At 45.3% G+C, this 26,207-nt stretch carries 14 protein-coding genes; 13 read left to right on the top strand and 1 reads right to left on the bottom strand.

What is annotated here, in order from left to right:
* The first annotated feature begins 184 nt into the window (after positions 1-184).
* The 8 genes from AB5443_RS21350 (at position 185) to AB5443_RS21315 (ending at position 15,405) form a co-directional block, all read left to right on the top strand.
* Positions 185-3,346: a TonB-dependent receptor gene (locus AB5443_RS21350; RefSeq protein WP_229087768.1), complete on the top strand. Its 3,162-nt coding sequence runs from the start codon at positions 185-187 to the stop codon at positions 3,344-3,346.
* Between the two features lie 11 nt (positions 3,347-3,357).
* Positions 3,358-4,899, top strand: coding sequence for a RagB/SusD family nutrient uptake outer membrane protein (locus AB5443_RS21345; protein WP_022137530.1), 1,542 nt, complete (start codon positions 3,358-3,360; stop codon positions 4,897-4,899).
* Between the two features lie 38 nt (positions 4,900-4,937).
* On the top strand, positions 4,938-6,431 hold the full coding sequence (locus AB5443_RS21340; RefSeq protein ID WP_368114356.1) for an IPT/TIG domain-containing protein: 1,494 nt from the start codon (positions 4,938-4,940) through the stop codon (positions 6,429-6,431).
* A gap of 50 nt (positions 6,432-6,481) precedes the next feature.
* Positions 6,482-8,413 (top strand): IPT/TIG domain-containing protein, encoded by a 1,932-nt coding sequence (locus AB5443_RS21335; protein ID WP_368114357.1) that lies wholly within the window; start codon positions 6,482-6,484, stop codon positions 8,411-8,413.
* 23 nt (positions 8,414-8,436) lie between these two features.
* Positions 8,437-9,207: a hypothetical protein gene (locus AB5443_RS21330; RefSeq protein WP_368114358.1), complete on the top strand. Its 771-nt coding sequence runs from the start codon at positions 8,437-8,439 to the stop codon at positions 9,205-9,207.
* Between the two features lie 8 nt (positions 9,208-9,215).
* The gene (locus AB5443_RS21325) at positions 9,216-11,312 is read left to right on the top strand and encodes a hypothetical protein (protein ID WP_022137534.1); all 2,097 of its coding nucleotides are present in this window, start codon (positions 9,216-9,218) and stop codon (positions 11,310-11,312) included.
* A 59-nt stretch (positions 11,313-11,371) separates the two neighbouring features.
* Positions 11,372-13,522 carry a TIM-barrel domain-containing protein gene (locus AB5443_RS21320; RefSeq protein ID WP_368114359.1) on the top strand — a complete coding sequence of 717 codons (2,151 nt, stop codon included), beginning with the start codon at positions 11,372-11,374 and terminating at the stop codon, positions 13,520-13,522.
* Between the two features lie 65 nt (positions 13,523-13,587).
* Positions 13,588-15,405, top strand: a complete 1,818-nt coding sequence (locus tag AB5443_RS21315) for a hypothetical protein (RefSeq protein ID WP_368119638.1) — start codon at positions 13,588-13,590, stop codon at positions 15,403-15,405.
* Between the two features lie 134 nt (positions 15,406-15,539).
* On the opposite strand, the gene AB5443_RS21310 is transcribed toward AB5443_RS21315, so the two are convergent.
* Complete coding sequence (locus AB5443_RS21310) at positions 15,540-16,112, bottom strand: DNA-3-methyladenine glycosylase I (RefSeq protein ID WP_022137537.1); 573 nt, start codon at positions 16,110-16,112, stop codon at positions 15,540-15,542.
* Between the two features lie 191 nt (positions 16,113-16,303).
* Here AB5443_RS21310 and AB5443_RS21305 point away from each other — a divergent pair, with 191 nt between their 5' ends.
* The 5 genes from AB5443_RS21305 (at position 16,304) to AB5443_RS21285 (ending at position 26,195) form a co-directional block, all read left to right on the top strand.
* Positions 16,304-17,953: a DUF6377 domain-containing protein gene (locus AB5443_RS21305; RefSeq protein WP_368114361.1), complete on the top strand. Its 1,650-nt coding sequence runs from the start codon at positions 16,304-16,306 to the stop codon at positions 17,951-17,953.
* Between the two features lie 212 nt (positions 17,954-18,165).
* Positions 18,166-21,168: a SusC/RagA family TonB-linked outer membrane protein gene (locus AB5443_RS21300; protein ID WP_368114362.1), complete on the top strand. Its 3,003-nt coding sequence runs from the start codon at positions 18,166-18,168 to the stop codon at positions 21,166-21,168.
* Between the two features lie 36 nt (positions 21,169-21,204).
* Positions 21,205-22,689 carry a RagB/SusD family nutrient uptake outer membrane protein gene (locus AB5443_RS21295; RefSeq protein ID WP_368114363.1) on the top strand — a complete coding sequence of 495 codons (1,485 nt, stop codon included), beginning with the start codon at positions 21,205-21,207 and terminating at the stop codon, positions 22,687-22,689.
* Between the two features lie 18 nt (positions 22,690-22,707).
* Positions 22,708-24,411 carry a SusF/SusE family outer membrane protein gene (locus AB5443_RS21290; RefSeq protein ID WP_277130198.1) on the top strand — a complete coding sequence of 568 codons (1,704 nt, stop codon included), beginning with the start codon at positions 22,708-22,710 and terminating at the stop codon, positions 24,409-24,411.
* Between the two features lie 20 nt (positions 24,412-24,431).
* Positions 24,432-26,195, top strand: coding sequence for a glycoside hydrolase family 66 protein (locus tag AB5443_RS21285; RefSeq protein WP_368114364.1), 1,764 nt, complete (start codon positions 24,432-24,434; stop codon positions 26,193-26,195).
* Positions 26,196-26,207: the final 12 nt, after the last annotated feature.

Here is a 26,207-nt window from a genome sequence, read left to right as displayed (position 1 = left end):
TACAAGGATTAGAAGGATTATTGCAAGCGAAGAATCGTGTCTACAACTCTTTGGAAGATTCTGTAAATCGCTTCAATATATTAATCTCTATTTTTGTGACTGGAAGAATGAAGCAAAACTTTCTCTGGCCAGGAAAGGGGGTGGCTTTATTCTCCGCAAACATTTATATGAAAAACATTGTAATATGAAAAGAATTCCTATCTTTTTAATAAATACTATATTGATGGTATTTATATTCGGAACTTCCGCTTTCGCTTCCTCGCCCGGATTGGACGAGGTGTTGCAGAGTACAGTTGTCAGGGGAGTTGTAGTTGATAAGAACAATGATCCGTTGATTGGTGTGTCTGTCATGATAGAAGGAGCGGCCGGTGGAACGGTCACCAATATGGACGGTAAGTTTTCTATTAATATGCCGAAAGGCAAGACCTTGCTGAAATTCACCTATGTAGGTTTTGCGCCTCAGTCTGTTTCCGTGAAGAATAAGACTGAGATTCGTGTTGTGTTGCACGAAGACCTGCAGCAGTTGGATGAGGTGGTTGTTGTAGGTTATGGTGTACAGCAGAAATCACATCTGACGGGTGGTATTACAAAAGTGGATATTGAAGGAATCGAGGATATGCCAACCTCACGTTTGGATCAGGCGTTGATGGGAAAGGCTGCCGGCGTGCAGATTCTGAATCTTACTTCCGAAGTCGGAGCAGAACCGGACATTATGGTGCGCGGTACTTCTTCGTTTAGTGCCAGCAGCGCTCCGTTAGTTGTTGTGGATGGCTTTCCTATGGATGACGGCATTGATGCCATTAATCCCAGTGATGTCAAAAGCATTGAAATCTTGAAAGATGCGGCTTCTGCCGCTATTTATGGTTCGCGTGCGGCAAATGGCGTTATTATGATTACTACTAAGAGTGGTACGGCAAACAAGCCGAAGTATTCCTTGAAATTGAAATGGGGTACGAGAGAAGAGTATAAACGCTATCCGATGATGACGACCAAAGAATATATCCAACAGAGGATTGAGGATTATAAACTGACCGGACAAACTCTTTCTTCGGGTGACATTGCCCAATACATCATTTCAGAGAATAGCGATATTGACTGGCAGAGCGAAGCGTTCCGCAGTAACCCGAACTATTTCAGTGCCGATTTCTCAATCAGCGGTGGGGCGAAAGGATTGAGATACTTTGTGTCCGGAGCGTATACGGATGATAAAGGTATGTTGAAAAAGAACTATTTCCAACGTTATAACTTGAGAGCGCGTATTGACGCCGACCTTTCCAAGAGAGTGACAGTGGGAGTGAATATAGCTCCTACTTATACGAAGTCAGAACGTCCGGGAACGAATTATATGGGTTTTGTGCGTACTCCCTCATGGATGCCTGCACGCCACAATGAGTATACGGCGGCAATTACTGGTAGAAAGGTGGGCGAATATACCAAAGGGGCGCATTTCAGTAATATGTCTTATTCGGGAATCAATCCGCAGACAGGAGAAGAGGTTACGAATTTGAAAGCTACTCCCTGGAACTCCAGCAATAATAATCCGCTTGCTACATTGGAAAGTATCTCGCAGCCGTCCGAGCAATATCGTGTACAGTTGCAGGGATATATTGAGGTCAAGTTACTGAAAGGATTGAAGTTCCGTTCTTCCAACAGCTATAGTCTTAATTATACGGAGTCGACTGTCTATCGGAAAGAAGGGGCAATAACTGATTCTGACCCCAGCCGCGGATATTATTCTAATAATAAAACAGTTCGCTTGTCTTCGGAAAATACGTTGAACTATAGCATAAAGATTAAGAAAATACATGCTGTTGATGCTTTGCTGGGTGCTTCCGTGTATCAGAATACGACAACGAAGGCGGGTATTCTCGGGTTCGACTTTCTGACGGATGATATCTATTCATTGAGTGCAGCCGGAAGAATCGACCAGTATGAAGGCACTTCTTTGCGTACAGGAACGTGGAAAAGTGATGACGCGATGTTGTCTTATTTCGGTCGTGTGAATTATGCGTTGAAAGACCGGTATCTTTTCTCGGCTACTGTCCGTACGGATGGAAGTTCGAAGTTTGGTAAGGATAATCGTTGGGGATGGTTCCCTTCCGTATCAGGTGGTTGGCGCATTTCGGAAGAACCTTTTGTCAAGGCGAATGCTAAGTGGCTGAACCAATTGAAAGTAAGAGCCAGTTATGGTATTACGGGAACAAATGCCATCATTAATTATGCAAATACCAATTTGCTCGATCCTGCTCCTTATGTGTTGGGTGCCGGCAATGGTTCTGTAATAGTAGGTTTTGCCAATAATTCCAAAACATTGGGTAACTCATCGTTGCAGTGGGAGCAGACGGGAGAGTATAATATCGGAGTGGATATTTCCGTACTGAATAGTCGCATCGGTGTTACATTCGATTATTACTATGCTATCACCAAGAGTCTTCTTTACGAGAAAACGGTAAACAGTGTTTCCGGATATAACAAGGCATGGACAAATGAAGGTAAGTTGAGAAACAAGGGTTTTGAAGTGGAACTGACTACCCATAATTTCAATGGTCGTAAGTTCAAATGGAATACTTCATTTAATATATCTATGACGCGCAACCGCTTGCTTGATTTGGGCGGACCGGCGGAACAGATAACTTTGGGAAGTAACAAACAGTATTACATCGCACGGGTAGGCGAACCGTTGATTCAATTCTATGGATATAAGACGGTGGGTGTATGGAAAACACAAGAAGAAGTGGACAGCAATCCGCATCATGTGTCTGACCGTCCGGGAGGTCTGCGTGTAGCTAATGCAAATGGTGATGATGTGATCAATGATGATGACCGTGTAGTACTGGGTTCTCCTTATCCCGATTTTATCTGGGGTATGACTAACTCTTTGAAGTATAGAGACTTCGACCTTTCATTTGTGCTTCAGGGACAGGTGGGTGGAAAAGTGTTTAACGCAAATGGTAACTATAACGAGTTCAACGACCGTTCGCCAAAGTATATGACAGGAAGATGGCTGAGCGAGGAACACCCGGGGAATGGAAAAGTGCCGTACCGTGATTTCGGTATCTCTCACTTTCTTACCGATTATCAGATTGAGGATGCCGGGTTTATGGCATTGCGTGACGTGACCGTAGGATACACTTTCCCTAAAAAGAAATTACGTAAAGTGGGACTTAGCGGTTTGCGTATTTATGCCACAGGGCAGAACCTGCTTTATCTGATGTCAAGCAATTATCGGGGAGTGAACCCGGAAGCGCGTTCCGGAAGTCGTGCCGCAATGGTGAAGAATAGTGCACAGGCAGGGACATTCCCGCTTATGAGAACGTATAACGTAGGACTTAACATTAACTTTTAAAACGACGAGCCATGAAAAGAATATTAAAATATTTGCCAATTCTGTTAGTCTTTTTCGGATGCGACAGTTTTCTGGATAGAGAGTCGTATGACAAAATGGATAGTGATGGCTATTACAATAGTACTACAGCGTTGAATTCGGCGGTCATTGCTTGTTACAATGGTATCCAGGATGCGCTGGATAAGGAATTCTTTCTAACAGAGGTGCGCTCGGACAACTCGCGCAACCGTAATCAGGCGCCTACGGGTAGTACGGATTTGGAAATCACTCACTTGGATATCTATAAAGTGGAAACTTCCAATGCGTTGAACAACACTTATTGGGAAGCGGTATATCACAATATAGCTAATTGCAATACTGTGTTGCAACATTTGGATGGTGCGGACGATCCGGAGAAAAGGATACAGTTTGAGGCGGAGGCACGCTTCATCCGGGCTTATCACTATTTTAATCTGGTTCGCCTTTATGGTCCTGTATTTTTGGTGAGCGAGCGAATCTCTCCGGAAGTTGCCAAGCAGGCAGAACGTACTTCGAGAGAGGAGATATATACTTTTATTGAGGAAGATTTGAAGTTTGCTGCTGCGGAATTGCCGGAAAAGTACGATGATGAAAATTTAGGGCGTGCAGATCAATGGGCAGCAAAAACTTTGTTGGCCAAAGTCTATCTGACGCTTTCCAATAATGGGAAAGTTACGAAAATGCTCCAACAGGCAAAAACATTGCTGGAAGATGTGAAGGAGAATAGCGGATACGGGCTGTTGTTGGATGCCGGACTGATGGGTAGCGTGTATGCAAATGTATTCAGTACGGCCAATGAGATGAATAAAGAGATGATATTTGTGTGTCGTTATGCTGCCGGTGGTAAGGGATTGGGTGCTCCGTTTGCCAATTATTTCGCTCCCTCGGCAAGTGAGGATGCAGTGATTTATGGAAGTGGGAGCAGCTATAACTGCCCGACTGAGGACTTGATTGATGCTTATAAAGCGGAAGCGGGAGACCAGCGCAAGGATGTGGTTCTGAGTGAAACCTGGACCAGCAAGTTGGGAGTTCTTCAGCATGTCGGCTGGGTGAGGAAATACTATTCTCAGGTGACTGTACGTTATGATGCGGAAAATGACTGGCCGATTCTTCGCTTTGCCGATGTGTTGCTGATGTTGGGAGAGATCGAGAATGAACTGAACGGACCGACAGATATAGCGAACAGGTATTTGAATGATATCCGTGAGCGTGCCGGACTGGAGGCGATAACTCCTGCTAATCGTGTGGAGTATCGTGCGGCGATGGCGAGAGAAAGAAGATTGGAATTTGCGATGGAGAACCAGAGATTCTTTGATTTGGTGCGTACGAACCAGTTCATCGAAGTAATGGAAAACCACTTGCGGACGGAGCAGACACGAAATCAAAGTAGTGGTAGCAAGAGTGATTATTATGGCAATGAAAAGTATAATACATATGTACCGAATCCTAAATTGGAGAACTGGCAGTTGCTGTTGCCCATTCCTTATAATGTGATGATTTCAGCTCCGAATGCGACACAGAATGTCGGTTATTAATAGAGAGTGGCATATATAAACTTAAAGACTTGAAAGACATGATGAAGATAAATAAAAGAATGATGGGATGGGTTTCCGTAATAGCAGGCATATTGATGTTTGCAACATCTTGTCATGAAACGTTGAATGTAGATCCTTTGGATACTACTCCACCGGAAATTACGGGGTTCACTCCTAAGGTAGGGCAGATCGGAACAATGGTCAGCATTACGGGTACGCATTTGAGGGATGTGACTACCATCAAGATTGGTGGTGTGGAAGCGAATGTCATCCGTGTGAACCGTACATTGGTAATGGCGGAGATTACTAAAGACAATCTTTCCGGAAAAATAGAAGTGACCAGTCCTTACGGTAAGGCTGTGGCTGACGAAGATTTTATAATTGAATATCTTAGACCGAAAGTGACGGAATATCCGAGCGAAGCCGGTGTTTTTGCTGCAATGGTTATTAAAGGTGAGAATCTGGATTTGGTAAATGAGATTGCCTTTGGGACGGAAACGTCTGTCAAAAAAGCGAACTTTGAATTGCAATCGGATGAAAAGATAGAGATTATTGTTCCTTATTATAAAGCTGATGGGGCGGTAGACCTTATTTTTAAGTATAATTATGGTATAGAACCCACGGAGCTGGTAATTGAAAATGCCTTTACGTTGAACGCATCTGCTCCGTCTGTTACTTCTGTTTCCGAAAAAGCATTTATAGGAAATACTTTTGAAATTGAAGGAACTAATCTGCAAGTAGTTGAGAAAGTCTTACTGGAAGGTCGCGAACTGGCTATCGAGTCGGTTACACCGACGAAGTTGGTTTGTCTGGTACCGGCTGATTGTGAGGCTAATGAAAGTGCTAAGGTAGAGATTGTCTATTTTGATGGAAACATGCAGGATGTTGCCGGTAACATCCGTCTGCAAGAGTCACCTTGTTATGTATGGAGAAGTGTAATGTTGTATGGGCCTACACATCCGAATGTAAATTTCTTTAGCGGTATTACAGGCTTGTCATATACCCCTTGTGAGTTTGAAGCGAACGCAAATAAGATTCATCTGGCATTATATCCTGGGGCTAACGGCTTGAACCTTGGATCGCTTTATCCGAAAGACGGCGGCTTGTTGGATAAACGATGGACTTGTAACGGAAATCAAATTTCGGGAGCAAACGGGGTACCCATGCGGTTCCGTAAACTGAAAGAGAGCAATGAGGCGGATGCCAAATTCATAAAGATGATTAATGAAGGTACGTTGGAGTATTTTGATGCAGAGACGGCAGCCGAGGCTGGATTGTCATATAGCACAAAGAAACAGGTTATTCGTCATAAAGCGGAAGATGATACGAGTGGTGGAACTGGTGGTTTGCCATATAACGCAAGTAATGATGAAGGTATTACGATTGGTGGCATTAATCTGGTGATGGTTACAGACAAGGAGTATAAAGAGGTACTTCAGATAGGTTTTGTGAGATTGATTAGTGTGAGCAGAACTTCCGCTGCCGATGCGAATGGCACGATGACGCTCGATTTCTATTTCCAGAAAAAATAATGGTTCCGAAAAGCGTTGGGAACTAAAAACAGATTTTTAAAGATAAGAACATGAAAACAATGAAAGATATAATAAAAGAGATAAGCAAATGGACTTCAATTATTATCAGCGTATTGATGTTCGCAGTAGCATGTAGTGATGACAAGGAAGACGGAGCACCGGAAGAGCCGGCTCCGGCTGCACCTACTATTACAGATTTTGTTCCACCTCACGGAGTACCGGGAGTGACAATCACGATTACAGGTACTGGGCTGAAGGAAGCCAACGAAGTGACGATAGGTGGCAAGCAAGTGGAACTTACAGGTGAGGCTACGGATACTGAAATAAAAGTGGTGACTACGGAAGAGGTAACAGGTGGCAAGATTAGAGTCACGACTCCGTATGGAACTGTCGAAACGGTCAGTGAGTTTGTAGTAGACGCAGTATTTCAGACACCATCGTTGACTGTAGTACCTCAGGATAACGTTAGCTATTGGGATATTATTACGCTGGAAGGTGAAAATCTGGATATAGTGGAGAAAGTGTTTTTTGGCACTGTAGAAGCAAGGATTATCAGAGAGGATGAGGCTACCAGAGCTGTTGAGGGCGCTTCGGGAACGGAACTGAAAGTGGAAGTTCCTTATTATGACACAACGGATGCTGTGAATATTTTCTTGGAGTATACGAATGAGGACAACGAGTCTGTAAAGATGGATACCCAGAAGAGCTTTACGGTAACTCCTCGTGCACCGAAACTGGATGCCGTATCGTCTATCGATGCTGACTTCTTCGACCAGATTTCACTGACAGGAACAGACCTGCACTTGGTAGAAAAGGTGATTTTCGGCACAACAGAGGCTGTTATAGATAAAGAGAACTCAAACAGTACGGTATTAAAAGTGACAGTTCCTTATTATGAAGAGGAAGAACCTGTGACAATCACTTTGGTGTATCGTTATGGAGCGGAAGATAATGTGGCGGAAGGAAGAAGAAGTGAATCTTCCGATAAGTTTGCTGCAAAGAAAGTCCAACCGGAAAATGTGGAATGTCTGGAAAGTATTATGCCTGGAACTGTGTTTGAAATTACAGGTAAGAACTTATTGATGGTAGAAACTGTGAAAATTGGTGATTATGTGGTCACAATTGACAAAGGAGCGTCTACCCAAGAGAAATTAGTTTGTTCGTTGCCGGGTGATATATCGGAAGGAAGCACTGGCAACAATTTTGTCATCGTATATTGGAATGGGATGAAAACCAAAACTGTTTCAACTAATATTGAGATTAAGGTGCAAGCCAATATCATCATTAGGAATGTGGTATTGGCTACTGATAATGGAACCGCTCGTTATTATAGCTTGACAACAGGAAATTATTATACGGCATCTGACTATACGGATGTTCAGGACACAGAAATATTGGTTGAGTTTAGCAGAAAAGGAGGAGCGAATGATGCCACTAATAATTATAATAGAATAAATGCGTCGGTTTATAAAAACAATGTAGTTCCCCGACATGGCTTTCCATTGTTCTTCAGAAGATTGAACAAGAATGTAAATACAGATGAAACTCCTATTGTTGACTTCATAAAGGGAACAAGTACGGAAAATGTAGAGAATACTCCTATTACCATGGAAAAAATGTTGGCATTGGGATATGATAATGCCAATGCTGACGGTAGTGTTGGTGGTACTAATAAATCAAGGGAATATACATATATAGATTACAGACTAAACGATGATAAATGGAATGATGGAACACTGTCAGCTACGGCTGCTATTGCAGGAATTCAACCTGGAGATATACAAGTAGTGGTGATAAGGAAGTCTAATAAGAGTGGTGAGGACAGGACAGTTTTGGGATTGGGATTTATTGAAATGGTTTCGATTGATAAGGGGGAAATAAGCGCAGACCCTAATGGGGATGCGAAAACTGCCTCATGGACAGTAAATTTGTATTTCCCGAAAGATATTCTTTCTGTTGCTGATAAAGTAATACGTGAATAATCATAATTAAAATTATAACAACCATGAAAAAAGTAGTATTATTAGCCGCATTCGCTGTGGCAGCATTGGCAACCAATGCACAAGTATTGAGAAATGAGTTTTTAAAAGACTACAAGCCGGGTGATAAACTGGAAAAGGCTGTTTATCAAGAGGCAACGGAAGCGATTCGTATTAATACGTGGAACGGGGCGTTCGACCAGAAGAGAGTGCCGGAAATACCAAGTCCGGTAATTGTGAACGGACTTGCTTATGATGGTTATCCTGAAGGAGGGGTTGCCATTAGTTTGGGAGGTTTCCCGAACGATATCAAGGGTAGCTGTGTCAGTGTGTATTCATTGTCGGACAATAAGAATGAATTCCGCAAAGGAGCTTATTACTTGGCTTTCCTTGTCAATATGAAGAAAACAGGTGGTGGTTTTTCCGAATTGGTCGGAATGAATGTCAGCCATACCGGTAATGCAACGCGCGGAAAGGTATATGTGAAGCGTGGTGAGGACCGCAAACTTGTATTTGGTGTAGGTGCACGCAAGCTTGGAGCAGAATCGAAATCGTATGATTTCAATAAGACGCATTTGCTGGTGTTGAAGATGGATATTGCCAAACAAGAGATGGCTCTGTTTATTGACCCTCAACTGACAGCGGAAGAGCCTACTCCGGAACTGGTAGCGAAAGGTGAACCGGGAGAAATAAAGAATGCTATTAAGGGTATCTATTTCCGTTATCGCAGAGGTTGTGACGGTGCTGTCGGAGGTTTCCGTTTCTCGAACAACTGGGCAACAGCCATCGGTAAATAAATGTCAGTATGGTAAAAAGAATATTTGTAGCGGGAGTTCTTTGGGCTGTCTGTTCTTCGTTAGGGTTTGTTCATGCCGGAGAAAAGGTATATGTGCTGGAGAATTCTTATATGTCGCGGACACTGGTCGTCAAAGACGGTGTCCTGTCGACCAGGCAAATAGTCAACAAGCAAGCCGGAGCCAATTTGGTTCCGGTTTCTTGTCAGGAGTTTGCCCTACGAATCTCCGAGGGGACGGATAAGGAAGGTACGGACAAGATTCTGACCGCAAAAGATTTTGTAGTAGCGTCTGTGGACAAGAAATTCACTTCTTCTGTGCGCAGCTATCGTTTCCATCTCAAGAACAAGGTTCACGCCCTTGCTGTCGATGTCTGTTATGAACTCGCGGAAGATAATTTCTATGGGCATAAGTATCTGGAGATTGTTTCCGGGAAGAAAGTGACGCTGGAAAAGATAGATGTGGAATCCATTGCTTTTGAGGACGCATTTCAGAATTATAAGTTGAAGTTGATAACGGCGCGGAAATCCGGCGGATGGAAGCCGGGACTGGGGCAGCCGGTATATACGACAGCTACAGCCACATTTTGGGGCATGGAATTTCCGGGAGCTTTCAATACGGTTGAAGAGGGAAGTACGATTACCTGCGGTTATCTTCGTGGCAAGGATTTGTTGCCGAAAGAGCGTTACACTACTTACCGGAGCGTGGTGGGAGTAGCCGATGACAAGAACTTTATTGATGATACGTTCTTCTATTATATCGACCGTATCCGTCGTCGTCCTGCCCGTTTGCAGGTGCAGTACAACAGTTGGTTTGATTATGGCAACCGGGTGTCGAAGGAGACATTTGCCAAAAGTCTCCGCAAGGTGCATGAAGAATTGGTGACTCGTCGTGGCTGCCGTCCTCTCAATGCCTATGTGATTGATGACGGTTGGCAGGATAAAAGCAAGCATGTGACCTGGGCTGATACCGTCTGGAAGATTAATCGTAAGTTTGCCCCTTACTTCAGGGATAGCCGGCAAGAAGTATTGAAAGCGGGTTCCACTTTGGGAATCTGGCTAAGTCCGGCATCTATCTTCGGAGCGCGTCCGATGGTGGAAAGAATGGGTGGATATGGTTTTGAGGCTCTTTCTTATGGTATGTCCATGACCGGAGAGAAGTATATGGGCAGACTGGAAGACCGTGTGCTTGACTTGGCGCGGCATGGGGTTTCTTATTTTAAGTTTGACGGGCTGTTCGGTCACCTCAATATCCGCGACTTCGAGTTGCAGGGACGGGGAACGGCTGCGATGCCCCAACTGGGATTGGAAGGTTTCTCTACCAGTGACGAGCGGCTTAATGACCCGAAATATGATGAGTTGAAAAGCTACTATCTGGTAGCGGGCACAGAACGGCTGATGAAAATCTTTGATGGCTTGCACAAGGTGAATCCGGATATTTTTATTGCTATCACCAATGCGGCCTATCTGAGTCCGTGGTGGCTGTCGTATGTTGATGTCGTATGGCTGATTAATGCCGGAGACGCTGCCAAAGGCAAAGACCGTACGGGAGAACTGGTCTATCGTGACCATGTGTACCATCAGATTTGGCAACAGGAGAACACTAAATTCCCGATGAACTCTATCTTCAACCATGAACCCAAAAAGGTTACTGCCAACGAAGACCGTAAGAGCTTTAAGGATTATCTCTTTATGAACCTGAGCCGCGGAACAGGATTTGTCGAGCTTTACTTGAAAACAGACAGCTTGTCTGCTACTGACTGGGATGTACTGGCAGAAGGCCTGAAATGGTCTTATCAGGCATTTCCTGCATTCAAGCGGGTGAGGATGCATGGCGGAAATCCCCGAAAGGCGGAAGTATATGGTTACACGGCGTGGAATGAGAAACAGGGATATATCTCCGTTCATAACCCTTCGGAAGAACAACGTGAATACAAGATAACCTTAGACCGCAAGGCAGGTTTGATGCCGGGCATGAAGAAAGCTTACCGGGTTTCTTCCGTATTGGGGGATAAGCCGCAGACTGTCCGTGAGGAGTATCATTACGGGGATGTTCTCTCCTTGACGCTTCGTCCGAAAGAAATCCTGTTATTGGATTTTGCCATCTAATTAATAAATAGGTGGTAGTACTTGATTGGGAAATGGAGTAACTTAATCTTGAAAATATCATGAAAATAAAAAGACTGATAAGTATTATAGTCTGTTGGCTGGCTTTAGTTACGGCAAACGGGCAGATTCAGTGGCAACAAGTGGAGCCGGGAGTATGGAAAGGGATTGTAGGCAAGCCCGAAGCGTATTCATTGTTGGGAGTTTCGGGTGCTACCCCTTTGAAGGAAGGATTCAAGCGGTTGCCGGAAGCCGGACTGCCCGGTTTGGCGGGTCAGGTTGTCAGCAGGATTGAAGCGGGTAAGACGATACTGCGTTTGCCGCTCCGCAAGGAAGAACAACTGTATGGTTTCGGACTGAACTTCCAGACGGTGCATCAGCGCGGGAAGATTCTGAATCTGCATGTTGACCATTATGGCGGAAAAGATACGGGGCGTACTCATGCACCTGTGCCTTTCTACGTATCCAGTGCGGGGTATGGTGTGTTTATTAACTCTGCGCGTTATCTGACGGTTTATGCCGGTTCGGCAGCCCGCAAGGACAGCCCGGAGAAGCCGGTAGCCAAAGACCGGAACACGGACAAAAGCTGGAGTTCTCAACAATACTCCGATGCGGTTGAAATCCTGATACCTGCCGAAGGCGTAGAGGTTTACCTGTTTGCAGGTCCCACTCCGTTGGATGCGATACGCCGCTATAATTTATTATGTGGCGGCGGGACATTGCCGCCCCGTTGGGGACTGGGATTTACGCAACGGACACAGAAGCTGTATGATGCGGACAAGGTGGAAAAGGAGGCGGAAGAGTTTGAGAGAAGAGGGTATCCGCTGGATTTTATCGGATTGGAGCCCGGCTGGCAGAGTAAGGCTTATCCTTGTTCATTTGAATGGGATAAAGGGCGTTTTCCGGAACCGGGTGCATTTGTCGACCGGATGAAACAAAAAGGAATACGTATCAACCTGTGGACGAATCCGTATGTGTCTCCCGCTTCGGGGATTTATAAGGATATATATCCATATACCGGTTCTCATACAGTGTGGTGCGGCATCGTGCCGGATTGGGGGATGGAGCAGGCGCGTCGCATCTGGATGGACAAACTGGAAAAGGAACATATCGGCATAGGAGTCAGCGGATATAAAATAGATGAGGTGGACGGATACGACCGTTATATATGGCCGGATGTAGCTACATTCCCTTCCGGCTTGTCTGCCGAGCAGATGCGTCAGACCTATGGCTTATGGGTACAGCGTATGACTGCTGATATTTATAAGAAGCGCAATCAACGCACTTTCGGTTTGGTACGCGCTTCCAATGGTGGCGGAAGCTCGTTCCCGTATGTGCTTTACAACGATTATTACAGTCACCGTGACTTTATTACCGCATTGATTAACTCCGGTTTTAGCGGAGTGCTTTGGACACCGGAAGTACGTAGCTCGAAAAGTGGCGAGGACTGGTTACGCCGTTTCCAGTCGGTGGTATTCTCACCGATGGCGATGATAAACGCCTGGGCAAGCGGCACCAAACCGTGGACATTTCCCGAGGTGGCGGAACAGGTCAGGGAATATGCTTTGCTGCGTATGCAGATGATGCCATACTGGTATAGTGAGTTTGCCAAATACCGCTTTGAAGGGACACCGCCTTTCCGGGCAATGAACCTCGAACCCGGGTTTGAGTCCGGCAAACAGACTTACGGAGAGGAGGTTAAGAATAAGAATCTGGAAGATAATCCTTATCTGGAGGCAGTAGGTAAAGAAGTGAAAGACCAGTATATGGCAGGGGAATATCTGCTGGTGGCACCGATGTTCAAGGGGGAGACGCAGCGTACGGTAGTATTGCCGGAAGGTAATTGGTACGACTTCTACACGGGTGAGTATGCGGGCAATGGAGAAGTGATAACGGTGAAGCCGGGATTGGAACGTATTCCGGTATATGTAAAAGATGGGGCCGTCATTCCTATGATGGAACCAATGCTACATGCTCCTAAGGCAGGCGAGAAGATAAATCTTGAAATTCGTCATTACGGTATGAAGGCAGGCGACTATCGTCTGTATGACGACGACGGGGAAACTTTCGACTACGAGAACGGTATGTACTCCTGGCGTTCTATTACTGTCAGCCGCACTTCCAATGGTAAATGGAAAGGAAGTATCAGTAAGGCGGAGAAAGGGTATCCCGATAATATAGGCAAAGTTACCTGGAGATTTATGACAAACTGAATGAAAACATTCTGATTATGAAAATATTTTCAAATTCTCTCTTTCACAGAATGAACTGTAAGACTATGTGTTTCAATCTTGGTGCCATATTGCTGGGCGGATTATTATTTTGTTCGTGCAGTGACGATGAAAAGGTGGAGGAACCGCCGGTGTTTGTCAAGCCGGTGGCTCCGGCTGTGAATCCGGTGGATGGTATATGGATAGAGGAAGATGCCGATGACTTGGAGAACGGGCAGGAGCGTCATTTGACCTTTGACAGCGATTTTTCCTATCGTCAGGAGGTCTATTCGGTGACGGGCGACCGTTTGCAAACAGAACATATTGGCACTTATGAGACAAAGGGCGATATGCTTTATTATGATAATGATGATGTGCGGAAGTTCAAGATTGAGAATAACCGGCTTCAAATAGCTGCCTCTTCAAACGGGAAAGACAAAGAAAGGTCTTATAAACATTATAATTATGGTGATGGCATCAAATCGGCTAACAAGTTGGTACTGACCGCAAAAGGAATGTTGACCACAGAGGAACTTGATGCTTTCAAGGGCTATATGATGTATAATTCCGCCTTGCAGGTACCGGTAACTCCCCAATATGACAATACATGGGTGTTCCGTACCTTGGGCAAGAGCATGGGAGCCTGCACCCGCCTGTTTGAGATAACGTATGACTTGACTTTCCTGAACCGGGTGATTGAGTATGCCGATGCCGCGCTTTATACCCGTAACGGACAACCCGGTGGGGACTTCCGTATCGTAGGATGGACAGGTGAACCGAATGACATCTGGCCTTCTACCGGAGCGGATGAGGAAAAGGTTGACGGAGCGGTGGAACAGGGAGCGGTGTTGGCACGTATTGCGTATTGTGCACGCCTTATTTTGCAGACCCCTTCTATCTGGAACCAGCGGGTAGCTGCCAACGACCGTTATTATTATGGTACAACCTACAAGAAACGCGCGGAGACATACCTGCGTATGTGTGATGAAATTTATGATAATTGGTTGACGAGGTTCGTTCATTCGGGAGACTTGGTTTTTTATCGCAGAAACAGCACTGCCCTTATCGAACCTATCGCTTGGAATCAAGCTTTGATGGCTTGTGACGGCTTGACGTATATGGCACAATGCCACGAAATTCTGGGAAATGCCTCAAGGGCTGCTTTATACGACCGGGTGGTGCGTGGCAATCTGGAATTCTTTATCAAGGATTCGTGGACGGTAACCTCTAATACCGGATCCACTTGTCTGCAATGGCGTTATTCTAAAGTAGCCGACAAGGTGAAGCATGCGGAAGACTTGAACCATGCCTCGCTGGTAGCGAATGTGATTTATAATATTTATCTGAGCGGTCGTCATCCGTATATTGATGAAACCATGGAACGGTTGGCTAATACGATGTTTGATATTGTATTTTGTACGAAAGATGACCAGGGACGTTTCCCCGGACGTATCAACGGTGCTTACGAAGGCAAATATATGGATAACTATGTACGCGACGACCATATGCAACTGGCTGATATCCGGAAGGATTGGTATGAGAAGGTATTGGAGATTAACAAGGGTAAACTGCCGGGTAATTTACCTATGATTGGTCGTGCTTTGTGGTGCAAGACCCGTCGGTTGCCGGCTCCGGAAAATATTACCGCCCGTTTTGGAGCACGGGGACAGGAAGTGAACATATCATGGAAAAGTACGGCATCGGGAAGTATCCGGATTTTGCATTCTGCTGATTTGTGGAATTGGGAGGAGATTGCTTCTGTTGATGCACCGACAAATAGTTATATGGATGCAGGCAGGGATAATGCCAAGGTACACTATTATCGTCTGGTATTTTTGCAGGGAGATGATGCCGGTTATTCTCCGTTGATTTGTGTGTCAGAATAAAATTCTGTATTTATAAAGGTTAGTCTATGTTGAGATGCACCCTGAAAGTTCTTATCAGACTTTTGGGGTGCGTTTCTTTGGACTCTGTTTATTGCAATCTATCCCGTATCTTATCAGGAAAACTGGCACAGCCTTTATTTTGTCCGGCAAGCGCATCCCACCAGATGGTCATTGATAAACCCTGAAGCCTGCAAGTGGGCGTAACAAATCGTTGTTCCGAAGAATTTGAACCCTCGTTTTTTCATATCCTTACTCATGGCATCGGATTCGGGGGACGACACGGGAATCTCGCTCAATGAACGGAAAGTATTGACAATCGGTTTTCCGTCGGGAAAGAATGTCAGTGTGTAGTTATAAAAACTACCGAACTCCTTTTGCAGGGCGAGGAATTGCCTGGCATTGGTGATGGTCGATTTGATTTTCAGGCGGTTTCTCACAATGCCGTCAAACTGCATCAACCGTTCCACGTCTTCATCGGTCATTTGCGCTACCAGCGTGGCATCGAAATCACAAAAGGCTTTGCGATATCCCTCACGCTTCTTAAGGATAGTTATCCAACTCAATCCGGCTTGGGCGCTCTCCAACACAAGAAACTCGAACAGCGTCTTATCGTCAGTCACCAATTTTCCCCACTCCTGGTCGTGGTATTTCACATACAGTTCGTCAGTTCCGCACCAACCGCAACGTCCGTTGATAATATCTTGCATATGCATAACATTTTGTAATAATGTTGTAAAGATAGCCGATTCACTGTGTTGTGCCAAATATTTGTCAGTTTATTATTTTCGAAAACTATCCGCAAGGGTAAATTATGATTTATATAACTACAATCTTTTGTTTGAAAGCAGAAAGTTTCTGAAAGACTTTTATCTTTGCAATATATAATACATACGGCACTATGAAAAAAGTTATTTTGATTCTTGTGGCAATAATCCTTCCCGGCTTGCTTTGTGCGAAAGATGATAAGAGTACCGATGCGTTACTCCGCGAGATTGATGGTATCATTAAGAACCGCCAGACTTATGGGGCAGAAAAGGAAACACGTATTGCCGACTTGAAAAAGTTACTGTCCGAAGCTGCTTCCGACGAACAGCGATATGGATTCTGTGGACGTCTTTTCGATGAATACCGGGCTTATAACCTGGACTCGTCTTTTGTCTACGCCCAGCGGAAACAGGACTTGGCACACCGTCTGAATAAATCGGATTACCTGGATGATTCTGCCATGAATATGGCGGAAGTGATGGGAACCACCGGAATGTATAAAGAAGCGCTTGAACTATTGGGCGAGATTGACAAGAAAACCTTGCCCGATTATCTGTATTCCTATTATTATCATTTATACCGCACTATTTATGGGTTGATGGGCGATTATGCCGTCACGGCAAAAGCCAAGAAAGAGTATTACCGCATGACGGACTTGTACCGCGACTCTCTTCTGCAAACCAATGTATCCGATTCTTTGGGGCATGTATTGGTACTGGCGGATAAGTGCACGGTTCATGCGCAATATGACCAGGCGATAAATATGCTGATGGATTTCTACGGGAAACCTTCTTTGGACAATCATGCAAAGGCCATGCTTGCTTACACGCTTTCGGAAGCCTACCGTTTGAAAGGCGATAAGAAAGGACAAAAACATTACCTGGCTCTTTCAGCCATTGCCGACCTGAAATCGGCAGTAAAAGAGTATGTTTCTTTGCGGAAGCTCGCTTCGCTCGTCTACGAAGACGGGGATATAGACCGTGCCTATAACTATCTGAAATGTTCACTGGAAGATGCAACCCTTTGTAATGCCCGCCTTCGTACCCTGGAAATCTCGCAAGTCTTTCCCATTATCGACAAAGCCTACCAGTTAAAGACGGAACGTCAGCAACGGGAAATGAAGACTTCTCTGATTTGTATCAGCCTGCTTTCCGTATTCCTATTGGTAGCCATCCTCTTTGTGTACAAGCAGATGAAGAAAGTAGCCGCCGCCCGTCGCGAAGTCGTTCATACCAACACGCTCCTGCAAGAACTGAACGAAGAACTGCATGACTCCAACTCGCAACTGAAAGAGATGAACCACACACTTTCGGAAACCAACTATATCAAGGAAGAATACATCGGCCGTTATATGGATCAGTGTTCCGCTTACCTGGATAAGATGGACTTATACCGCCGCTCCCTGAATAAGATTGCCGCCGCCGGCAGAGTGGAAGAGCTTTATAAAGCCATAAAATCCTCCCAATTCCTCGACGAAGAACTGAAAGAGTTCTATGCCAACTTTGACATGACCTTCCTGCAACTCTTTCCCAACTTCGTAGACGAGTTCAATGCCCTGCTTACCGAACCGATGCAACCCAAACCGGGAGAACTGCTGAACACCGAACTCCGCATCTTTGCCCTTATCCGATTGGGAATCACGGACAGCACTAAAATAGCGCAATTCCTTCGCTACTCCGTGACCACCATCTATAATTATCGGACACGTGTCCGCAACAAGGCTTTGGGAGAAAGAGATGAATTTGAAGCTAAAGTAATGAAAATAGGGAAGGTGGAAGAGTAAGAAAACCACTACTTTTTTAGTCTGACTACTGTTTTATAATGTTCTTATTCTTAGTGGTTTATACTGTGAGAAACTGTATAAACCACTATATTTTTGCTATCTGCTCAAAGAAGCAGTATTAAATGTGGATACTTTTGTTTCACGGTCATTCAGGAAATGACGCAGCGAATAAAAACAAAAGTAACCCTAATATTAACTTTAAATTAATGTACATGAAACAGAGCATGAAGTCGAAAGGCTTTGAACGCCGCCTCTTATTAATAATGTGGGGCTTGTTCCTATCTCTTGGTGCATTCGCACAACAGATTTCAATAAAAGGACATGTCGTAGATGCTACGGGCGAGCCGGTTATCGGTGCCAGTGTAGTGGAAGGAAGTACGACGAACGGTACGATTACCGATATGGACGGGAATTTTTCTCTGAAAGTGTCCCCTAAGAGTACGCTGACCGTTTCTTTTATCGGATATGCCACCCAGACCGTTCCGGTAAACGGAAAAACATCTCTAACCATCACATTGAAGGAAGATACTGAAGTTCTCGATGAAGTCGTAGTAATCGGCTACGGTACGATGAAGAAAAGCGACCTGACGGGTGCCATCTCTTCCGTTTCTTCCAAAGATCTGATGAAACAACCGTCCCCCAGTCTCGGAGCAGCCTTGCAGGGACGCGCCACCGGACTTCAGGTGATTTCGAGTGGTGCGCCGGGCGATAACGTGTCGATGAAGATTCGCGGCATCGGCTCTATCAACAACAGCGACCCGTTGCTCGTCATTGACGGAGTGCCGACCGATGTTCCCCTGAACATGATTAATATGGACGACGTGGAGACGGTAGATGTATTGAAAGATGCTTCCGCCACCGCTATTTACGGCTCACGCGGAGCTTACGGAGTGATTATCATCACCACAAAGAAAGGAAAATCGGACGCTTCCCGTTTTAACTTCAAAGCCTCTTACGGTATTGAGAAAGCCATCCGCACACTGGATTTACTGGATGCCACCCAATTCGCTTCCCTTCACAATGAAATGATGACTGCCAACGGTCAGCCGCAAAACCCGCTGTTTGAAGACCCCACCCCACTGGGCAGGGGAACGAACTGGACAGACGAACTTTTTCAGACGGCTGCCACCCAAAACTATTCACTGAACTATTCAGGTGGAAATGATAAAACGACTTATTATGTATCCGCCGCTTATTTCAATCAGGAAGGTATCGTGCGTACCACTCAATACGAACGCTATACGGTACAGTTTAACATGGACACCCAAATGAACAACTGGCTGAAGATGGGAAACAAACTGTCCCTGAACCATGACATCAAGCAAAAGGGAGAATACAGCATCAAGAATACCATGCTGGCACTGCCTACACAAGCCATCAAGAATGACGACGGCTCATGGGCAGGCCCGGTAGGACTCCCGATGTACGTAGGAGATATTGCCAACCCTATCGGAAAGATGATGACTAACTCCACCGCTACCAAAGGTTTCAATGTACTGGGTAATATCTACGCTGAAGTAAAACCGTGGGAATGGCTGACTTTCAAGACCATCGTCGGTGTGCAGGCACTCTTCTGGGATGATAAAGGCTGGTCGCCCAAATACGACTGGCAACCGATTTCACAACCGGAATCCTATGCTTCCCGCAAATATAACAAGAGTCTTACCTTACTATGGGATAACACCCTGACCTTCAACAAGACTTTTGCGGAAAAGCATCAACTCACAGTGATGGTCGGCTCTTCCGCACAGACCAATACTTATGAATACATGAGCGGCTCTATCATGGGCTTTATCAGCCCCACCGCGCAGCAATTGGATAACGGTACGCTCGAACCGACAGTGAACGGCAACGGAAGTGACTGGGCATTGCTCTCTTACCTGGGACGTGTCAACTATACCTATGACAACAAATATCTGCTGACAGCTACCATCCGCCGTGACGGCTCTTCCCGTTTCAGCAAGCAGAACCGTTGGTCTAATTTCCCGTCCGTATCTTTGGCATGGAGACTTTCCGAAGAACCTTTCTTTAAAAAGAGTTTCTGGCTGAGCGATGTGAAAATCCGTGCAGGATACGGCTTGACTGGTAATCAGGCAAGTGTGGGCAATTATGCGTATGCGTCTACTATTCAGACTATCCAATATAATTTCAATGGTACGCAGGTGAATGCCATCGCGCCCTCGGTAATGCCGAACCCGAATGTCCGTTGGGAAGAAGTGGAACAATATAATATCGGTGCCGACCTGACCTTGGTAGACAGCCGTATCAACCTGAGTCTGGATGCTTATGTCAAGAATACGAATGATATGCTTGTGAATATGGTTGTGCCTATCTCCACCGGATATTCGGACATCAACGTTCCCAAGATTAATGCAGGCCAAATGCGGAACAAAGGTTTTGAGGTATCTGTCAGTTCCCGCAACCTTGTAGGAGAGTTTTCCTGGGATACGTCTCTCAACGCTTCTTACAACAAGAATGAGATTATCCGCCTGAATGGTGATGTCCCGATGTATTTCGATAATAACATTCATTCGGTAGGTCATCCGGTCAGTTCCTTCTACGGTTACGTGACGAACGGTATTTTCCAGACACAGGAAGAGGTAGACCGTTATGCCATCCAAACACAGGGAAACGACCCGTATAACCGCACTTCTGCCGGTGATATCAGATTCAAAGACCTGAATAACGACGGAGTCATCAATGATAAAGACCGTACATACCTCGGCAATCCCACCCCGACATGGATTTTCTCAATGAACAACTCCTTTGCCTGGAAAGGCTTCGACCTCGAAATCTTCCTGCAAGGGGCAGCCGGAAATAAAATCTACAATGCGAACCGCGCTTCTTTGGAAGCCATGTCCGTAGCGCAGAACCAGATGACTACCGTTCTCGACCGTTGGTGTGGCGAAGGGACAAGCAACAGTATGCCGCGTGCCGTATTCGGTGACCCGAACAAGAACGGACGTGTTTCCAACCGCTTTATAGAGGATGGCAAATACCTGCGTCTGAAGAACGTAACGCTCGGATATACCCTTCCCGCCGCATGGAGCAAGAAAGCAGCGATGTCCTCTGTACGCTTCTTCGTTTCAGGACAGAACTTGCTGACCTTGACCCGTTACACAGGACTCGACCCGGAGATTTCCGGTTCGGGAAATGACAACAACGTATATCCTATCGCCCGTAATATTACATTCGGTGCATCTGTTTCTTTCTAACCACTTTTATATAGAACCTTTAATTGATTGACAAATATGAAAAAGTTCAGATATATACTCCCTTGTTTCTTGTTGGGCTTGACATTGAATAGCTGTGACGGCTTTCTGGATAAGGAACCATGGGATTCCATCGATACTTCCAAGAGTTTCCAGGCAGCAGAAGACGCGATAGCAGCCGTGAACGGTGCTTATCAGCCGCTTCAATGGCCAAAACTATATAACATGCGTATGTGGACGCTGGACATCATAGCCGGCAATAGCATCGTTGGTGCGGGTGGCGGTACGGATGGTATTGAGACTACCGACTTGGCTAACTTCATCACTACTACCGATAATGCCGGCGTACTGGATGTATGGCGCGGCCCTTCCCCGGGAATTCTCCGTTGCAACTTCGTTATCAAGAACGTGCCGGGCATGAATATCGACCAAGGCTTGAAGAACCGTTGTTTGGGTGAAGCCAAATTCCTGCGCGCCCACTATTACTTTATTCTCGTTCGTCTTTTCGGTGGAGTGCCTTTGCTGACAGAACCGCAGACTTCAGACGATGATCTGAAGCCTTTCCGTGCCTCTAAAGAAGATATTTATAAACTGATAGAGGATGATTTGAAAGAGGCTGTCAACCTGCTTCCCGACAGGGCTTCCTATTCCGCTTCCGACTTGGGACGTGCTTCCAAAGGTGCGGCTATGGGATTTCTGGCGAAAGTATACTTGACCCAAGGAAAAGAGTACGCAGAGATTGTGCGTCTTTGTGACGAGATACAGAAGTTGGGTTATCACTTGAATGATGATTATAGTGACAACTTCAATCCGAATAAGAAGAACGGTCCGGAATCATTGTTTGAAGTACAGTATTATGGCAAGACCAGTTATGACTTCTGGGACAATGAGAATCAGGCTTCCTGGTTGAGTACATTTACAGGTCCTCGCAATTCGGATATGGTAGCAGGTGGTTATGGATGGAACCAGCCGACAGCGGAGTTTGTCAGCCAATACGAAGAGGGGGATAACCGGAAAGACAAGACCATCCTTTACCTGGGATGTCCCGACTTTGACGGAAAGCAGTACCAGTCGTCTTATTCCACTACGGGATATAACCTGCGTAAGTTCCTTGTCCCGAAATCTATCTCTATGGATTTCAATACAAGTCCCGCCAACTTTGTGGTGCTCCGCTATGCCGACGTATTGTTGATGAAAGCGGAAGCTTTGAACGAACAAGCTCTGACGACTGATGCGGAAGTTCCTTTGTATGAAGTGAGAAAGCGTGCGGGACTGACTAACCGTGCGGACATCGAAGGACTGACACAAGACCAGATGCGCGAAAAGATTATCCACGAACGCCGTATGGAACTGGCTTTCGAAGGCGACCGTTGGTTTGATCTCGTCCGTCTGAAAGATAACTATGCCTTGAAGTTCCTTCACTCTATCGGGAAAACCAATGCAGCGGAAAAGCACCTGTTAATGCCTATACCGTTGAAGGAGATAGAAGCGAATGGAAATTTGAAACAGAATCCCGGATATTAATTTTGAAAAAGAAGAATTATGAGAACAAAGATATATATCGGCCTGATTATTTTATTGGCAGGTTTTGTATTTAATTCGTGTACATCCGATGAAATGGAAATAGATAAAGGGAGTGAGTCTTTATTGCTGTCTGTTTCATCCAAGATAGTGGAGCTGAACCAGTTGATGAGTGACAGGGAAGCTTTTCATTTTGCCTGGACTGCCGGCAGTAATTACGGAACAAGTTCCCGAATCAGCTATACTCTCGAAATGGATTTGAGAGGTAATAACTTCGCAGGAGGACTGAAGAAGGACATAGGCGCAACGGATTCCCGTATCCTGGCATTTAATCATAAAGAGTTGAATGATTTGCTGGCGGAAGTATGGAATAGTTCTTTAGATGAGACATTGGAGTTTGAAGCCCGCGTGACGGCTATTGTATCGGGACATGAAGCATTTACCCGGATATCTCCTGTCGTTACATTCAAAGTGACACCTTATATTGAACGTTATCTGAATCTATGGATGATTGGCGGAGCAACCGCAGGTGGATGGAGCCTGGATAGCGCTACCCCGATGGGTTCCATTGAAGATGAGCCTAATGGTTTTATCTGGGAAGGCGTACTTCTATCCGGGGAACTGAAATTTGTCTTACAGAAAACTTCTTTTGTTCCTTCCTTCAATAAAGATGGTGAAGATGAGAATAAACTCGTTTATAGGGAGAATGATGATGAACCGGACGAAAAGTTTATAATAAACACTCCGGGCAATTATCGGATAAAGCTGAATCTGAGTACTCTGGATATTGAAATTACGGATTTGGGCGGAGAGATGGTTTATCCTAATCTTTGGATGATTGGTTCGGCTACTACCGGACAGTGGTCGCTTGATAACGCTACGAAGATGACTCCGATAGCCGGTGAACCTAACGGATTTGTTTGGGAAGGTGAGCTTGGAACGGGTGAACTTAAATTTGTGACTCAGCAGAGTGATTTCTATCCTTCGTTTGGCAGGGACGGAAGTGATGAGAATAAACTGATTTATCGTCAGGATGAGAATGACGGGCCGGATAATAAATTCAATATCAAGCGTGGTGCCAGCTATCGGGTGAAAGTAAATCTGAATACATTGGATATTGAAATCACCAATTTGGATGGTGAAGAACCGGATAACAGTGAATTTTGGATGATTGGAACTGCGGCAGGAGAGACGCCGATAGCCATGACAAAAGATGATTCGAACCCTGAGCTTTTCATTTATAATGGAGAATTGCAGGACGGTACTTTCCGGATTTCAAGAGACAAAGAAGGGACTGAAGTGGTGACAGAAGAGAAGCAGACGTATAAAAGTAAATATGCTGTGACATTCAATGTCGGTAGCCAGGACTTGACAGTGGAACAAATTGTAGTTTACGAGAAGGTTTGGGCAATGGGAGAAGCGGTATCCGGAGATTTTGCCTGGGAGAATGTGAAAGAACTTACACAAAGCAGCTCTAACAAGAATGAATTTGTATATGAAGGAGAATTGGGAACCGGACAGATAAAGTTTCCTCTCCAATTCGGTGATTACGGTGGTTTATTCTTTGTTGCGGAAGAAGATAATAAAGGAGTGTATGATGAGTTTACAGGCTCATGTTATCTCTCTTCTGATAAGGGCGACAATAAATGGTATATGAATAATGCCGGAACCTTTAAGGTTACTATCAATACCTATAAAAAGGAGATTCATTTTCAAAAGAAATAACGATTAATACAGATTGAATTATGAAACTGACGAAATATATAATGGCTTGTATCCTGGCTTTTTCATTGGCCGGTTGTATCGACGACGAGCCTTCGCACAATCCTATTACTTACGGAGACGGCTATATCACCGTACTGCTGTCTACCGATAAAGCCGCCTATCAGCCGGGAGAATCGGTACAACTTTCTTTGAACAATCTTCCCGAAGGGCAGGTGACCATCCGGTACAAGCATCTCAACAAGGTGCTTTCCGAAACTCCCCTCACCGGAAAGTCATGGAGTTGGAATCCGCCGGCAGATGACTTTAAAGGTTATATGGTCGACTTATATACAGTAGAGAATGGCGAAGAGGTTGTTCTGGGCAGCATTGCCATTGATGTGTCTTCCGACCCTGCACGTTTTCCGCGCAACGGATTTCTCTCCGAATATGGCAAAATGAGCGAAAAGGAGATTAACAAGGTAATGGATAACCTGAACCGCCATCATATCAACTATGTGCAGTATCAGGACTGGCATTACAAGCATCATAAGCCGTTGGCGGGTTCACCTTCCTCTCCGATGGACGTATGGAAAGATATTATCAACCGTGATTGTTACCGTTCTACCGTACAGGGATATATTGATGCCGGTCATAAGCGGGGGATGAAATCTCTTTTCTATAATCTTGCTTATGGAGCTTTGAACGATGCTGCCGATGATGGCGTAAAGGAAAATTGGTATCTGTTCAAGGACAGGAACCATGGAAACAAGGATTATCATCCGCTGGGCTCTCCTTTCAAGAGCAACATTTATCTGACGAATCCCGCTTTGCAGGAATGGAGGGATTACATGGTTCAGCAAAACAACGATGTATATGAAGTCTTTGATTTCGACGGCTATCAGATTGACCAGTTGGGCGGACGGGGAACTTTATACGATTATAACGGTAACTCCGTTGACCTTGCGGCTACTTTCCCCGCGTTTATAAAAGCGATGAAAGAAGCGCAGCCGGAAAAGTCTTTGGTGATGAACGCAGTAGGGCAGTATGGACAAAAGGGCTTGATTGCCACTTCTCCGGTCGACTTTCTCTATACGGAAGTTTGGGATAAACCGGCTGATAACGGCTTCAGTATCCTTTCCGGTATAATCACGGACAATGATAAATGGTCGAACGGAAAGAAAACCGTATTGGCTGCCTATATGAATTATAAGCTCGGCGGCGAGGGACGTGGTTACTTTAATACGCCCGGTGTATTAATGGCAAATGCCGCTATCCATGCATGGGGCGGTGCACATCTCGAATTGGGCGAACATATGCTGACAACCGAATATTTCCCTAACAGCAATCTGTCGATGAAAGGGGAACTGAAGAAGGCGATGGTTACTTACTACGACTTTATCACCGGATATGAGAACCTCTTGCGTGACGGCGGAGAATTCTATGGCGCTACAGTTTCTTCTATGGATGGAAAGATGACTATTAACCAATGGCCGCCCGTCCGCAATCAGATAGCGACTGTCGGAAAACGGTTCGACAACAGGGACGTGATTCATTTCCTGAACTATACCAATGCCGTGCATCTCGACTGGTGTGACTCTAACGGAACACAGGCTGCGCCTTCTTTGATTGAGTCGGCTCAGACAAAGATAACCGTAAAAGGTACGGCAAAATCCGTTTGGGTGGCTTCACCGGATGCGAGTTTCGGAGTATCCCGGAAGCTGGACTTTACGCAGGAAGGAAACGAGATAAAGGTGACGCTTCCGTCATTGAGTTACTGGACAATGCTTGTAGTGGAATACGAATAAACAAGCGGCAAC

Origin of the sequence: Bacteroides sp. RTP21281st1_H5_RTP21281_210402 (genome assembly GCF_040918965.1) — a bacterium.
Classification (GTDB): Bacteria; Bacteroidota; Bacteroidia; order Bacteroidales; family Bacteroidaceae; genus Bacteroides; species Bacteroides congonensis.
Note: the sequence above shows the minus strand (reverse complement) of the source record. Positions and strands in the feature narration are given on the sequence as shown.